The sequence below is a fragment of the Vreelandella piezotolerans genome, assembly GCF_012427705.1.
GTDB classification, from domain to species: domain Bacteria; phylum Pseudomonadota; class Gammaproteobacteria; order Pseudomonadales; family Halomonadaceae; genus Vreelandella; species Vreelandella piezotolerans.
In genome coordinates, this window is sequence record NZ_CP048602.1 from 2,938,674 (window position 1) to 2,953,738 (window position 15,065).

Sequence of the window (15,065 nt, forward strand, 5' to 3'; positions counted from 1 at the left end):
TTCTTTTCACCCCCCTCACGTCTAGGAAACGCCATGCAAGCCGCCAAGCGACCGGAGAATGAAACACAGCGCCTGACGGCCTTGCGCGCGTTGAGCATCCTCGATACCCCCGCCGACGACGCCTTCGAGCGTCTGACACAGCTTGCCCGGGACCTGTTTGACGTGCCGATGGCACTCGTGTCACTGGTCGACGAAGAGCGCCAGTGGTTCAAGTCTCACCCGGGGCTACCCATCTGCGAAACCAGCCGAGAGGTCTCTTTTTGTGCCCACGCCATCGCCGCCGATATGCCGCTGGTCATCGAAGATGCCCAGAGCGATCGGCGCTTTGCCGATAACCCGCTCGTCACCGGAAAACCTCATATCCGCTTCTATGCGGGGCACCCGCTCAGGCCTTCCGATACGCTGGCCGTGGGTACGCTATGTTTGATCAGTGATCGGCCACGCGCATTCTCGACGCGGGATAGACAGCTGCTGGCCAGCTTGGCAGGGCAAGTGGACGAACTGTTGCGCCAACATCAAATGCGCCACACCCTGTCGCAAACCACGCGACGTTACGAGGCGCTGTTCAACGAGAGTGCCACCGGCATCGTGCGAATCGACCTAGCTGGCAACGTGCTGAGCATCAACCCTTTTGCACTCACCATGTTGGGCTATACCAAAGCCGAGGTGCTGGGTCGCAACGTCTCGATGCTGACCCCGGCCGCAATTCGCGCCGAACATGACCAATTCATTGCGCGCTTTTTGGCTGGCAGTGCCCCTAATGTCATTGGGCGGGGTCGCGAAGTAGAGGCGTTGCACAAAGAAGGCCACCTCGTTCCCGTTCATCTAGCGGTCAACGCCATCCATAACGAGCAGAACGACGTGGTGGAATTTCTTGGTATTTTGACCAACCTGAGCGACGTTTACGACGCCAACCACCGCATGCATAAAGAGCAGAGCCTGCTGAAAGTGCTGCACCAGGGCATTACCGATTATCAGGCGCTAATGTCCGGCGAGCAGCTCTGGACCTTTCTCATGGAGGCATTGCGCGAGCTGACTGACAGCGATTACGCGCTGATTGGCGAAGTAATGCCAACGAGCACCACCAATACGCTCAAGATCCACGCCATTACCGATCTCTCTTGGAGCGATGAGTCGCGCCATTTGATGGAACAGCTGCGCAGTGGGGATATGATGCTGACCAATCCCGACTCGCTGTTGGGCCGTGTGTTTGCCCACGGCGACGTGGTGATCACCGACGACGTTTATCGTCACGCCAAACGCGGCGGCTTTCCACCGGGCCACCCGCGTATCGATAATTACCTGGGCGCGCCAATTTTCAGTGGCGATAAATTGATAGGCATGTTCGCCATTGCCAACAGCCAACAAACGCTGAACCATTCGTTGTTACACTGGCTTCAGCCGTTTACCGATACCTGCGCGCTGCTGATCAACCTCTATCGACAGATGGCAGAGCGCGAGCAGGTCACCATGGACCTCGCGGCGGCGAGGGACCAAGCCGAACAGGCCAATAGGGCGAAGAGCGAATTTCTCTCGTCCATGAGCCACGAGCTACGTACGCCGCTCAATGCCATCATTGGTTTTGCGCAGCTGCTTGGCAAAGGGCGGCGCGAGCCGCTCAGCGACAAGCAGAAGCGACAGGTAGGGCAAATCCAGAAAAGTGGGCAGCACCTGCTTAGCTTGATCAACGAAGTGCTCGATTTGGCTAAAATCGAGTCCGGCCACATGGCGCTCTCCATCGAGCCGATCGCGATAGAGAGCGTGATCGAGGATGCCTGCAGCACGTTAGAAGCCAATATCGAGGCATCAGGGCTAGTGCTTCAGCGCGAGCCACTCGCGGCGCCTTGGCGGGTCGCCGCGGATTACACCCGCACCAAGCAGGTATTGCTCAACTTACTCTCCAATGCCATCAAATATAATCGCCCCCAGGGCTCGATCCGGATTGCCGTCGATCAACGGGACAACGACGTGTGCGTTCGCGTCACGGATGCCGGGCATGGTATCGCACCCGAGCGACAGCACGAGCTCTTCGAACCCTTCAATCGGCTCGATGCCGAGCATGGCACCATCGAGGGGACGGGTATTGGGTTAGCGATCACCCGAGAGTTAGTGGAGCGAATGCAGGGCCAAATTGGCGTGACGAGTGCACCCGGCCAAGGCGCGACGTTCTGGTTTACCCTCCCCATCACCGAGGCCGATGCGCTTAGCGAGACGCCCTTGCCGATGACGCTGGCCAGCGCCGCCCCTGCCCAGCGTCATCACCTACTCTATATCGAAGACAACCCCACCAACCAGCGCTTGATGGAAGATATCATGGAGGACTTTGACCAGGTGCGGCTACAGACCGTCACCAGCGCCGAGCTAGGGCTCGATCTCATGCGCTACTCTCCTCCGGATCTGGTGCTGATGGACATTCACCTACCGGGCATGAACGGCTATCAGGCGCTGGATGCAATTCAAAAAGATGCCTCGTTACGTCACATTCCAGTGGTGGCCCTCTCGGCCAACGCCATGGAGCGTGACCGAGCGCACGGCCTAGCGGCAGGGTTTGCCGATTACCTCACGAAGCCGCTCGACATCGATCAGCTCTCGGCGACACTGAGACGCTATGTGTCTACAGACGCCATACCAAGGAAGGCGCCATGACGTTCATGAACAAACACCTGCTGGTAGTGGATGACAACAGCATCAACGTCGAGCTACTGCTAGATCTGCTCGACGATCATGGATTCGATAACGTGCATGGTCTGAGCGATCCTCGCCAAGTCCTGCAACATTGTCAGCAAGCGATGCCGGATCTCATCTTGCTGGATATCCGTATGCCTCATTTAGATGGCTACAGCGTGATGGAGCAACTGCAGGCGACGTTTGCCGAGCATGCGCCGCCAATCATCGTGCTGACCGCACAAATCGATGACGAAACCCGCCATCGCGCGCTGAGCATGGGTGTAAGGGACTTTCTGACCAAACCCTTCAAACACGATGAAGTGCTTCAGCGGATTCACAACACGTTGAGCGTGGAGCACCGCTATCGTGTTCGCGACCAGCAGGCCGAGACGCTGGAGGAGATGGTGGCCAAGCGCACCGAGGAGTTGGATCGCCAGTCACGCACCGACCCTATCACCCAGCTACCCAACCGTCGCGCCTTGACACAACGCTTGGCCGATGCGGCGCAACAGGGCTGTCCCACGGGGTTGTTGTTTATCGCGCTGGATCACCTCGATGATGTCGTGCGTTTACATGGCTACGGCATTGCCGACCAGCTCATGGTGCACATTAGCCGCCGGCTCGACGGCCAGTTGGACGTTAGCAGCACACTCGGGCTGTGGGGCGGCAGCGAGCTGCTGGTGATTACCCCAACGGCCGAGCTGAGCGAGCTGCGTCAGCTCGCTTCACGGCTGCTCGACTGCTTCGAACACGACCAGTCCCTAGACGACCTGCTACTGCCGCTTAACGCGCGTATTGGTATCAGTTGGTCGCAGGGCCACTTCGACATCGAGCGCTTGGTGCACATGGCCGCCCTGGCACTTCCGCAGAGCGGCACACTGCGACTGCAAAGCTACAATGAAGCTCTGGAAAACCAGCAGCGCCACCGACTGCACCTACAGCAGGCCATTCGCGGCGCCACACAGCGAGGGGAAATGTCCCTGGCCTTCCAACCCAAGCTGTCACTCGAAACTCAGCGCGTAGTGGGCGCCGAAGCGCTGCTACGCTGGCACCACCCAGAGCTGGGCCACGTCTCCCCTGGCGACTTCATTCCTCTGGCAGAAGCCAGCGGTGATATCCTCTACATTGGCGAGTGGGTACTCGAGGAAGCCATGCGCTATATTGCCGACTGGCGGGCCAAGGGACTGTTGGACGACGATTTCCATATTGCCGTGAACGTAGCAGCACGTCAGCTAGCGCGTAAGGACTTTGCCGAGAACCTGCTGGCGCGACTGGCCAATCATGGCATCCCGGCGAGGTTCTTTGCCCTGGAAGTCACCGAATCGGGTCTGCTCAGCGATATGCACAATGCGCGCATCCAGCTCGCGCAGTTGGCAGAGGTGAACATTGCCGTGGCCATCGATGATTTTGGTACCGGGCACTCGTCACTGGCGTATGTCAAAACGCTGCCCTTCTCGACGCTGAAAATCGATCGCGCCTTCGTGATGGACCTGGAGGAGGACGCCATCGATCGCCATTTGGCTCTCACCATCACCCAGCTTGCCCATGCCGTGGGCTGCGACGTGGTCGCCGAGGGTATCGAAACGGCTGCGCAGGCCGACTACTTACGTTCAATTGGTTGCGAAGCTGCTCAGGGGTATTACTATGCTCGTCCATTGCCTGCCGATGAGTTCTATCGCTGGTGCAGGGACTGGACACCTTCTTCACACCTAACGCTTGCCACGGAGTCAGTTAATGGCGCATGACCTGCTAGACCGCTTACGGGAACGCTTGGAAGAGTTGAATCGCTCAGAGCGTAAAGTTGCGAACGTCATTCTGGAAGACCCCGCAGCGGCCACCAGCCTGAGCATCGCCAGCCTTGCTCAAGCGGCGAGCGTCAGTGAACCGACCGTCAACCGCTTCTGTCGCAACTTCGGCGCCAAGGGCTATCCCGATTTCAAAATCAAGCTGGCCCAGAGCTTGGCAGGCGGCACGCCCTACGTCACCCGTGCCGTCGAGCCGGGCGATAGCGCTACTCAGTACACCCATAAAATCTTTGGGGCGACCATTGCGGCGCTAGACGAAGCGCAGCGGGAAGTGGACATGGCCGCCGTCGAAAGGATGGTGGATTACCTGACGCAAGCCAAACAGATCCACTTTTTTGGATTGGGCGCCTCCGGCGCCGTGGCGCAAGACGCCCAGCATAAGTTTTTCCGCTTCAACCTACCGGTGATGGCCTACGTCGACGTGCTGATGCAGCGAATGGTGGCAGCCGCTTGCCATACCGGCGATGTGGTAGTGATCATCTCCTACACTGGGCGTACCCGTGAGCTGGTCGACATTGCCAAGGTAGCCAGGGAAGCAGGCGCCGTGGTGCTGGGCATCACCGCCCCCCACTCTCCGCTCGCTCAGGAGTGCACGGCCACGCTGGAAGTCGCCACCCCTGAAGATACCGACCACTACATGCCGATGACGTCTCGGGTCATTCAACTGACGCTGATCGATGCCCTGGCCACGGGTGTCACGCTCAGGCGCGGCGAAGATTTTCTGCCGCACCTAAAAAAGATCAAAGATAGCCTACGCGACACCCGCTTTCCGGCAGAAAAGCCTGTCAAATAAGCGATAGCAGTTACGCACCCACGGCCGTCGTCACGGTAATCTCGACTTTCAGCTCATCGGCAGGCATCGGCGCGCATACGCAGGTGCGTGCCGGTGCATGGCCTTCCGGTACCCAGGCATCCCATATCGCGTTCATGGCGGCGAAATCGCTGCCATCTTTCAAGTAAATCGTGGCGCTTAGCAGTTGTTCTCGGCTAGAGCCGATCTCTTTTAAAAGCGCATCGACGCGCGCCAGCATGCTCTCGGTTTGTGCTTTGATATCGCCATGGCGAGCCTCGGGGCCTGCTACCTGACCGCATAAATAGGCCACCCCCTGATGTATCACGGCACGGCTCATGCGGGCTTTTGTATCATGGCGCTGAATATGCATAGATCGAACTCCTGGCTAGATGAAAAAAAGCAGTGTAAACCGCTATGCCGCCGCTGCCTACGCTTCGTTAGCCAGCGAGTATGAGGTAGGCACGGGGCGATGCTCGAACACCCGGCGCAACACGAAACTCGTATGGGCGCCGGTGACGCCTTCGATGCGGTTGATCACATGGAGCAGCAGGTGTTGATAATCGTCCATGTCTCTCACCAGAATTTTGAGCTGAAAATCCGCCGCTTGCCCGGTAATGATCAAACACTCCACCACGTTGGGAATGTTACGGATATGACGCTCGAAGTTATCGAAGCGCTCGGGGGTGTGCTGATCCATCGAGATATGCAGCAGCGCCATGAGTTGAAAGCCGAGCGGCCGCGCATCGACCACCGCTCGATACTGGGTGATCAAGCCGTGCTCTTCCAGGGCTCGCACGCGCCGTAAGCACGGCGAAGGGGACAGTCCAATGCGTTCGGCCAGTTCCTGATTGCTGATACGCCCCTCCTGTTGCAACACGTCGAGGATGCGGCGATCAAAACGGTCGAGGGTCAAAGGCGCGTTGGCCACAGCGATATCTCCTACCAAAATAAGAATTTAATTCGATATATTCTGCCATTTTTTTGCGCTAACGCCATATTTTCGCAATAACCTTTCGCGCCATGTGTCGTAGACTATGTTGACTGCCAAAAGCAGTCCTCGATTGACGCCTTACCCAGGCGTCCTCCCTAGGCTCTCCCTGACCCGGAAGAGCACGCCACAGCGGCTTGCGCCACCAGCGGCCGCCCCAAACAACTCACCGTTCTCAGGAAATTCACCATGCCTGCTTTTGATCATCGCAAATATCGTCCTGCTCCCCGGGTGCCCGCGTTCGACCGTCAGTGGCCCGACCGGGAGCTGACTCAAGCGCCCATCTGGGTGAGTGAAGACCTACGCGATGGCAACCAGGCCCTGCTCGAGCCGATGACGGTAGAGCAGAAACAGCGCTTCTGGCATCAGATCATCAAGGTCGGTATCAAAGAAGTGATGGTCGGCTTTCCCTCCGCCAGCCAGCCGGATTACGATTTCGTGCGCTGGCTGATCGAAGAGGATCAAATTCCTGACGACGTGACCATCGCCGTGCTCGTGCAGTGCCGCGAACACCTGATCGAAAAAACGTTTGCGTCATTGGTGGGCGTCAAGCGCGCCATCATCCACCTGTACAACTCCACGTCCACGATCCAACGGGAGCGGGTGTTCGAGATGGATCGCGACGGTATCACCGATATCGCCGTGCAAGGCGCAACGTGGGTCAAGACCTATGCGGCCCAATACCCCGACGTCGATTGGCGCTTCCAGTACTCGCCGGAGAGCTTCTCCAGCACCGAGATCGATTTCTCCCTGGCCATCTGCGAAGCGGTGATGGATGTCTGGCAGCCCACCCCAGACAACAAGTGCATTCTCAACCTGCCCACCACCGTGGAAGTGGCAGGCCCCCACCATCACGCCGATCAGATCGAGTACTTCTGCCAGCACATCAGTCGCCGCGATAGCGTGATCATTTCGGTGCATACCCATAATGATCGGGGTGGTGCCGTAGCGTCGGCAGAGCTTGCACTACTGGCGGGGGCCGACCGTGTCGAAGGCACCTTACTGGGAAACGGTGAACGCACCGGCAACATGGATATCGTTACGCTGGCCATGAACCTCTACAGCCAGGGTATCGATCCCAAGCTGGATCTTTCCAACCCCGACGAGATCATTCAGGTGGTGCACGAGTGTACAGGGATTGCCATGCATCCCCGTCACCCCTGGGTAGGTGAGATGGTGTATACCGCCTTTTCTGGCAGTCACCAGGATGCGATTCGTAAATCGCTCAAGCACCAAAAACCCGACGAACCGTGGCAAGTGGCCTATTTGCCCATCGACCCGCACGATATCGGGCGGGACTATCAAGCCGTCATTCGGGTTAACAGCCAGTCGGGCAAAGGCGGCATGGCCTTTCTGTTGGAGCGCGACTACGGCATCAGCCTGCCTCGTTGGATGATGCTCGCGCTGGCCCCCTACGTACAACAAGAGAGCGAACGCCGTAATAGCGAGCTCTCCAGCGAAATGATTCGACAGGTGATGTTCGACCATTTCTCCCATGGTGCGCCGCTGTCCCTCGCCGACTATCGACTCTCGAAGGGACAGCAGGAAGGGATCGACATCACGCTGTGGCAGGGTGCCGACACGCTGCGCTTATCAGGGACCGGAAATGGCGCCATGTCGTCGTTCACCGATGCCTGGAGACGCCATACGGGTAGCCACGTCGCCATTCTCGATTACAGCGAACACTCACTGGGCGGCGACAGCGAAGCCAACGCCATTGCCTTCGTGCAGCTCAACATCGATGGTCAGCGGGTGTGTGCCGTAGCGGAGGATAGCGATACGGTGAGCGCATCGCTCAAAGCCGTGCTGTCGGGGATTAATGCGACTCAGCCCGCTCGCGCCGAGCAGCGGGAAGTGGCTAGTAGCACCGCCTGATCGGTACCCCGGCCGCTGCCAAACGCGCGGCGGCCGGGCGACCATCGCTTTACATCAGCGTAAAATCAACACCGGTAAGTGGGCATTACGCAACATCGCCGTGGTAGTGCTACCCACCAGCAGATGACGAATGCGCGAGTGACCGTACGCGCCCATCACGAGCAGGTCGATCCCTTTTTCCTCTTTATAAGCACGCAGCGCTTCTTCGACGTCTCCCGCTCGAATGGCGCCTTCGGTGTGGTGTCCTGCCGACCGAAGCGTCTCGGTGGCCCACTCGAGCTGCGAGCGATTCTCGGCGGTTTCGGCCCCCACGATCACCACGTGACACTCAGCGCCTTCGAATAGCGGGCTTTTTGCCAGCATTTCTACCCCTTTGCGGGCGGTTTTGCTGCCATCGAAGGCCATCAGAATGCGCTTGGGTGGGGCGAATGCCTTCGGCACCATTAATATGGGCCGATGCAGCTCGCGAACGACGCGCTCGAGGTTAGACCCTAGATGGCCGCTGGCCTGGTGCGCCGTTTCTCCTCGTTTGCCGAGCACCAACAGGCGGAGCTCTTTTTCATGCTCCGCCAAGGTATCCACCAGCGTGCCGTTACGCTGCATGCAGGGAGTGTCTGCAAAACCGGCTGCCTCGCTGCGCGCTTTGGCAGCATCCAGCATCAAGCGCCCCTGCTCGCGGGCGAGTTTTCCCCGCTGTTCTTCGATGTCCGAAAGCTGCTCCAATAGGTGCTCGCGGGTACCTAGGCCAAGATGGCCGGTCAGATCGGGCTCGGCGACTTGGGCATGGTTATCGACGGTGTGCAGAAAACGCAGCGGTGCCGAGAGCGCCGTGGCGGCCCACACCGCATAGTCACAGACACTTTCTGAGTAGTGGGAACCATCGATGGCGGCTAACACGTAGTCAGACATGAGGGCGTCTCCTTACACGGATACATGAACAGTGATCGTCACTCTGACTCTTTTGTACACGATGAGGCGGATCGGCAACACCGTAGCACCGGCTTTTTTGAGTAATGGCCGACTTCTGCGTCCCTCCCGTCGCAATGCTACACTTAGCCGCCTAGCGATTTCACCACGACAGCGCGAGGCGTAGCATGGGGCACGGCATCACGAGTCTATTACTCGTCGCACTGGGCGGTGCACTGGGAGGATTGGGACGCTTTGCGATCTCCAATACCATGGCCCGCTTACTGGGCAACGCCTTCCCCTGGGGAACACTCGTCGTCAACGCTAGCGGAGCGCTGCTGGCAGGCTGGCTGCTAGGCGTTTACGGCGTGCCCAACACTCAGCCGTTCTGGCTATTGGCGGTAGCGGGCCTGCTCGGCGGCTATACCACGGTATCGTCGTTTAGCTTGCAGACCCTCGAGCTATGGCAGCGCGGCCAGGCGATGCGCGCTGCCCTCAACATGGTCGCCACGCTACTGTTGGGCGTCGCCACGGCAGCGCTGGGCTGGTGGCTGGCCCAGGCTTGAAGAGCAGAGGAGCCCTCGATGAATCTTAACGCCTATCTTGCCGTTGGCCTTGGCAGCGCTCTGGGCAGCGTGCTGCGCTATGGCGTTTCGCTGGCGTCGATGGCCGTGCTGGGTGGCCACTTCCCTTGGGGGACATTGCTGGTCAACGTGTTGGGTTCTTGCTTCATCGGCTGGCTCGCCGCGACGACGACCCGCCTGCCCCAAAGCGCGCTGGCACGACAGCAACCGCTGCTAATGGCAGGTTTCTGCGGGGGATTCACCACCTTCTCACTGTTTAGCCTGGAAACGCTGCACTTGGCCCAGCAGGGCAGCCTAGGGCTGGCGCTGCTCTACGGTATAGGCAGCTTACCGCTGTGCGTAGCCGCCGCCTGGATGGGCGAGCGCTTGGCCTTTTTAAACCAACCAGTGGCCTAAGCTCTTGATACGTGAACAGCTCGAACAGCAGCAGTCATGGATTTATCTGGCGTTTATCGCGCTCGGACTTTGCCTTGGCCTATTGGCTCCAGAACCAATGGCAGCGTTTGAGCAGGCACTATGGCCGCTGCTCGGTTTACTGCTCTTCGCCACGTTCACCCAAATCCCGCTGCTGCAAATAAAGCAGGGTCTTCAAGATACGCGCTTCATAGCGGCGCTGTTGATAGGTAATTTTGTCGTGATTCCTGCACTGCTGGGGGTGTTGGTGGTGTGGATTCCCTTGCCGCTGCCCGTGCTGGCAGGCGTTTTATTGGTGCTGCTGATGCCTTGCACCGACTGGTTTATTACCTTTACGCACTTAGGCCAAGGCGACGCAGCCCGCGCCATTGCCGCGACACCCCTTTTATTGCTCGTGCAGATGGTGGCACTACCTGCCTATCTATGGCTATTGCTAGGCAGCGAATGGTTGCAATTAACACTCTCCCCTACGTTACTGAGCGCCTTTTTGAGCTTAATAGTGCTGCCCCTGCTGCTCGCCTGGCTCACGGAGCGCGCAGCGCAGAGATCCGCCACTATCGAACGGGCTACCCGAGCACTGGGATGGATGCCGGTACCGCTTTTAGCCTGCGTGTTGCTGATCATTGCGGCGACTCAGGTCACACAGGTGTTGACCCTGCGTCAGCTACTCGGGCACGCAGTGTTGATCTTCATAGGCTTCTTGATCGTCGCGGCGCTGCTCGGCAAAGCGCTTGGCCACCTCTTTCAACTGCCGCCCACCAGCACACGCACACTGGTGTTTAGCTTCGGCACCCGTAATTCCTTCGTCATGCTGCCCATCGCTCTCACCCTACCCAATGGCTGGCAAGCCGCGGTGGTCATCATCGTGTGCCAATCGCTGGTCGAGTTACTGGGTATGGTGGCATACCTTCGCTGGGTACCGAAGCGTCTAATTCCCAGCAAAGACACAAAAAAAGCCGACGCTCACGGCAAGTAAGCGTCGGCGATGACAGGATGCCCGTGAGGATTAATGGCCGCCCATCAGTTTATCGACCGCTTCCGGGTCGTTATGAACGGCGTAGCGATCCACGACAGTGGCGCTTGCTTCGCTCAAGCCCACTAGGTCTACCTCGGTGCCTTCGCGACGGAACTTGATCACCACGCGGTCCAGTGCCTGAACGGCGGTCACATCCCAAAAGTGCGCTTTCGATAAATCAATGGTGACTTTGTCGATGCTCTCTTTGAAGTCGAACGCAGCCATAAAACGCTCGGATGAGGCAAAAAACACCTGCCCCACCACCTGATACTCGCGCTGTTTGCCGGCCTCTACCTCTTTCGAACCAACGTACATGATGTTGCCGACTTTGTTGGCAAAAAACAGCGCCGCCAGCAGTACGCCCACGAAAACCCCGATCGCCAGATTGTGGGTACCGACCGTGACGGCCACCGTTGCCAGCATGACGATATTGGTGCTCAACGGGTGCTTCTTCAGATCGCGAATGGACTCCCAGCTAAAGGTGCCAATCGAGACCATGATCATCACCGCCACCAGCGCTGCCATGGGAATTTGCGACACCCAGTCTGCTAGGAATACCACCATCAGCAGAAGCACCATGCCCGCGATCAGTGTCGATAGGCGCGTCCGGCCGCCCGACTTGATGTTGATCACCGACTGGCCGATCATCGCACAACCGGCCATGCCGCCCATAAAACCCGCCCCAATGTTGGCGATGCCTTGGCCTTTACACTCGCGATTTTTATCACTAGGCGTATCGGTAAGGTCATCTACAATGGTGGCCGTCATCATCGACTCAAGCAGACCCACCACGGCCAACATCACAGCATAGGGGAAAATGATCATCAGCGTTTCAAGGTTCAACGGCACGTTTGGCCACAGGAAAACCGGCAGCGTATCCGGCAGCTCGCCCATATCCCCAACGGTGCGAATATCCATACCGCTCACCATGTACACCACCGTCAGTACCACGATGCATACCAGCGGCGAAGGCACCGATTTTCCGATCATCGGCAGATAGGGGAACAGATAGATAATGCCCAGGCCTACCAGCGTCATGGCATACACGTGCCACGTCACGTTGGTCAGCTCCGGCAGTTGCGCCATGAAAATCAGAATCGCCAGCGCATTCACGAACCCGGTGACCACCGAGCGAGATACGAACCGCATGAGTTCCGCCAGCCGCAGGTAACCCGCGATGATTTGCAGCACGCCGGTCAGCAGCGTGGCGGCCAGCAGGTACTCTAGCCCGTGCTCTTTCACTAGCGTCACCATCAGCAGCGCCATCGCCCCTGTCGCGGCAGAAATCATACCTGGGCGGCCACCGGTAAAGGCGATCACCACCGCAATACAGAACGAAGCATAGAGCCCTACTTTCGGGTCCACGCCAGCAATGATCGAAAAGGCGATCGCTTCAGGAATGAGCGCCAGCGCGACGACAATACCGGACAGCGTGTCGCCCTTGATGTTAGAAAACCACTCATGCTTGCTGAAAGGTGCCATTCAGGGAGTCCATGGTTTGAGGTTTAAAGATAGTGCGTGCCATAGCCGCACAGAGGCAGCAAATGAGCACACATTAGTCATAGCTTGTCGAATGAATGCTACCGAACGAAGACGCACACGCGTCGGTAGCCAAATAGCGGCATCGGAGTGCCATAGCGCCGGGATGACGCGACAAGCATCATGGCGCTGATAAGGAGGGAAAAACCTAGGGTGGAGTCATCAGCCCTGAAGTCGGCAGAGCAATGAATGCCCATGCATTGTTCATTATGGTTACACCTTGCTGTTCTATCATCGTTATTCAGGCGAGAGGCCAGACGTGCTGGTCGCCGTGAGCGCGGCATTCTACCAGCAAACAGGCCGATTGACACCCGCCTCCCTAGACGTTTAGACGATGACCTGCCCCCTAAGCTTGGCTTACCATGGCACTTGCATGGCGATATTACCGTCGCCTTCTCGACATCTTGATTCTTTCCCACGCTATCGAACGAGAGGACCCGCACATGAGCCAGACAGTCGCAGTGATCAAAGGTGATGGCATCGGCCCTGAGATCATGGACGCCACCCTGCAAGTGCTCGACGCACTCGAGTGCGGGTTGACCTACGAATTCATCGACGCGGGCTTGGTCGCGCTAGACAAACACGGCACGCTCATCCCGCAATCCTCGCTGGATGCCATCGAAAAGCACGGTATCGCTCTGAAAGGCCCGCTCACCACGCCGATTGGGAAGGGATTTTCATCGATCAACGTACAGCTACGCCGCCACTTCGATCTCTATGCCAACGTGCGTCCCGCCATCAGCTTTCCGGGCACGCGCTCCCGTTACGACGATATCGACATGATCACCGTGCGGGAAAACACCGAAGGGGCCTACCTCTCCGATGGCCAGGAGATGATTGACGACGGCAACACCGGCATTTCAGTGATCAAAGTGACCCGCCAAGGCTCCGAGCGCATCGTGCGTTACGCCTTTGAACTCGCCAAGCAAAACGGCCGCAAGAAAGTCACTGCCGTTCACAAAGCCAACATCATCAAAACCAGCTCCGGCCTGTTTTTGGACGTAGCCCGCGACATCGCCAGCGAGTATCCCGAGATCGAATTCCAAGAGATGATCGTGGATAACGCCTGTATGCAGCTGGTCATGAACCCTCATCAGTTCGATGTGGTGGTCACCACCAACCTATTTGGCGATATTCTATCCGACCTCTGCGCCGGTCTCGTAGGCGGTTTGGGCCTCGCCCCAGGGGCGAACATCGGTGAGAAAGCAGCTATTTTCGAAGCGGTACACGGCTCAGCCCCCGACATTGCAGGCAAGAAAATTGCCAACCCCTGTGCCCTACTGCTCGCCGCCGCCCAGATGCTCGACCATCTCGGCATGACCGCCAAGGGGGATGCCATTCGTCAGGGGATTCGCGCCGTGCTCGAAAACCGCCGCGACATGGTGACACCCGATATGGGCGGCACCGGCACTACCGATACTTTTGCCCAGGCGCTCGTAGAACACTTGCAACGCTGAGCCTAGCCCAGCCACACATCGAGAAACAGCATGATCACCAAGCCCATCGCCAGGCCAAACGTCGCTTTCTTCTGATGGCCGCAGCGGTGGGTTTCGGGAATGATTTCATGGCTGATCACATAGAGCATGGCCCCTGCCGCAAACGCCAACCCCCAAGGCAGCAGTACTTGGGAGACGGTGACGACGCTAGCACCAAAGAGCCCCCCAATCGGTTCGATGAGCCCGGTCAGCGCGGCGATCGACCAGGAGCGCCACTTGGAGTAACCCTCGCCCATCAGCGCGACGGCCACCGCCAGCCCTTCCGGCATGTTCTGTAAGCCAATACCTATCGCTAGCGGCATACCTCCTTCTAGGCCATTGGCACCAAAACCAACGCCGACCGCTAACCCTTCCGGCAGATTGTGAATCGCAATGGCAAACACGAATAGCCAAACGCGGCGCAGCGATGCGGCTTCGGGCCCTTCCCGCCCCTGTTGAAAGTGCTCGTGGGGCAACCCCTCGTTGAGTAAGGCAAGGGCACCCATACCTAGCAAAATGGCAGTGCAGACGAGAGCCGCAGGCACCGGCCCGCCAGCATAGTAAATCTCAGCGGCGTCGAGTGCGGGAATGATCAGTGAAAAAAACGAGGCCGCCAGCATCACACCCGCGGCAAAACCCAGCGCTAAATCTCGAAACCCTCGACTCGGCGTGGTTCCCAGCAGTACTGGCAGAGCCCCCACTGCGGTCAATGACCCCGCCACCAAACTCCCTACGACTCCTAGTACCAGCGTATTTTCCATGAGAAATCATTGACTCGATATGTCATATAAAAAGGTGAGATAACCGCTGACGACGTCTGTAAGGAAACGGGCGTCTGGGTCACCCATTGGCGAATCAGTGTAACCTCACATGGCGATGTCTTCGAGAGCACTCGAAGTACAGCTGGGTTCGCGAGCAGGGGTCAATCGTAGGTTAACGTGCATGAAAGCGACACCCTGCGCGCAGTTAGAGAGATGACCACTATGACAACGAAAAGAAAGCAT

The 15,065-nt window shown here is 58.2% G+C and carries 13 protein-coding genes; 8 read left to right on the forward strand and 5 right to left on the reverse strand.

The genetic code is table 11. The annotated features are described in order from the left end of the window. Positions 1-33 precede the first annotated feature (33 nt). The 3 genes from GYM47_RS13460 to GYM47_RS13470 are packed head-to-tail and all read left to right on the forward strand — an operon-like array spanning position 34 to position 5,265. Complete coding sequence (locus GYM47_RS13460) at positions 34-2,646, forward strand: ATP-binding protein (protein ID WP_153842587.1); 2,613 nt, start codon at positions 34-36, stop codon at positions 2,644-2,646. Further along, entirely contained in the window at positions 2,643-4,412 is a 1,770-nt protein-coding gene (locus GYM47_RS13465) for an EAL domain-containing response regulator (protein WP_153842586.1), read from the forward strand. The genes GYM47_RS13460 and GYM47_RS13465 overlap by 4 nt, the downstream gene beginning before the upstream one ends. Then, complete coding sequence (locus GYM47_RS13470) at positions 4,402-5,265, forward strand: MurR/RpiR family transcriptional regulator (protein ID WP_153842585.1); 864 nt, start codon at positions 4,402-4,404, stop codon at positions 5,263-5,265. Before GYM47_RS13465 ends, GYM47_RS13470 begins: the two co-directional genes overlap by 11 nt. Before the next feature lie 10 nt (positions 5,266-5,275). On the opposite strand, the gene GYM47_RS13475 is transcribed toward GYM47_RS13470, so the two are convergent. Beyond that, a complete protein-coding gene (locus GYM47_RS13475) occupies positions 5,276-5,635 on the reverse strand; it encodes a RidA family protein (protein ID WP_153842584.1) in 360 nt (119 codons plus the stop codon). Between the two features lie 57 nt (positions 5,636-5,692). Further along, the gene (locus GYM47_RS13480; RefSeq protein WP_153842583.1) at positions 5,693-6,193 is read right to left on the reverse strand and encodes an Lrp/AsnC family transcriptional regulator; all 501 of its coding nucleotides are present in this window, start codon (positions 6,191-6,193) and stop codon (positions 5,693-5,695) included. Positions 6,194-6,442: 249 nt separating this feature from the next. Here GYM47_RS13480 and GYM47_RS13485 point away from each other — a divergent pair, with 249 nt between their 5' ends. After that, a complete protein-coding gene (locus tag GYM47_RS13485) occupies positions 6,443-8,128 on the forward strand; it encodes a 2-isopropylmalate synthase (RefSeq protein ID WP_139526484.1) in 1,686 nt (561 codons plus the stop codon). Between the two features lie 54 nt (positions 8,129-8,182). On the opposite strand, the gene GYM47_RS13490 is transcribed toward GYM47_RS13485, so the two are convergent. Beyond that, positions 8,183-9,037, reverse strand: coding sequence for a universal stress protein (locus GYM47_RS13490; protein WP_153842582.1), 855 nt, complete (start codon positions 9,035-9,037; stop codon positions 8,183-8,185). 185 nt (positions 9,038-9,222) lie between these two features. Between GYM47_RS13490 and crcB (GYM47_RS13495) the strand changes: the two genes are divergently transcribed. From crcB (GYM47_RS13495) to GYM47_RS13505, 3 genes are read left to right on the forward strand one after another with little or no spacing between them, the layout of a single operon-like run. Beyond that, positions 9,223-9,600 (forward strand): fluoride efflux transporter CrcB, encoded by a 378-nt coding sequence (crcB, locus tag GYM47_RS13495; RefSeq protein WP_153842581.1) that lies wholly within the window; start codon positions 9,223-9,225, stop codon positions 9,598-9,600. Positions 9,601-9,618: 18 nt separating this feature from the next. Further along, positions 9,619-10,014, forward strand: a complete 396-nt coding sequence (gene crcB / locus GYM47_RS13500; RefSeq protein ID WP_153842580.1) for a fluoride efflux transporter CrcB — start codon at positions 9,619-9,621, stop codon at positions 10,012-10,014. Between the two features lie 7 nt (positions 10,015-10,021). After that, entirely contained in the window at positions 10,022-11,008 is a 987-nt protein-coding gene (locus GYM47_RS13505; RefSeq protein WP_153842717.1) for an arsenic resistance protein, read from the forward strand. A gap of 30 nt (positions 11,009-11,038) precedes the next feature. On the opposite strand, the gene GYM47_RS13510 is transcribed toward GYM47_RS13505, so the two are convergent. Continuing rightward, positions 11,039-12,529, reverse strand: coding sequence for a SulP family inorganic anion transporter (locus GYM47_RS13510; RefSeq protein ID WP_153842579.1), 1,491 nt, complete (start codon positions 12,527-12,529; stop codon positions 11,039-11,041). 500 nt (positions 12,530-13,029) lie between these two features. Here GYM47_RS13510 and GYM47_RS13515 point away from each other — a divergent pair, with 500 nt between their 5' ends. Next, complete coding sequence (locus tag GYM47_RS13515; protein WP_139526479.1) at positions 13,030-14,043, forward strand: isocitrate dehydrogenase; 1,014 nt, start codon at positions 13,030-13,032, stop codon at positions 14,041-14,043. 2 nt (positions 14,044-14,045) lie between these two features. Here the strand turns inward: GYM47_RS13515 and GYM47_RS13520 are convergent, their stop codons facing one another. After that, positions 14,046-14,822: a ZIP family metal transporter gene (locus tag GYM47_RS13520; protein WP_139526478.1), complete on the reverse strand. Its 777-nt coding sequence runs from the start codon at positions 14,820-14,822 to the stop codon at positions 14,046-14,048. Positions 14,823-15,065 lie beyond the last annotated feature (243 nt).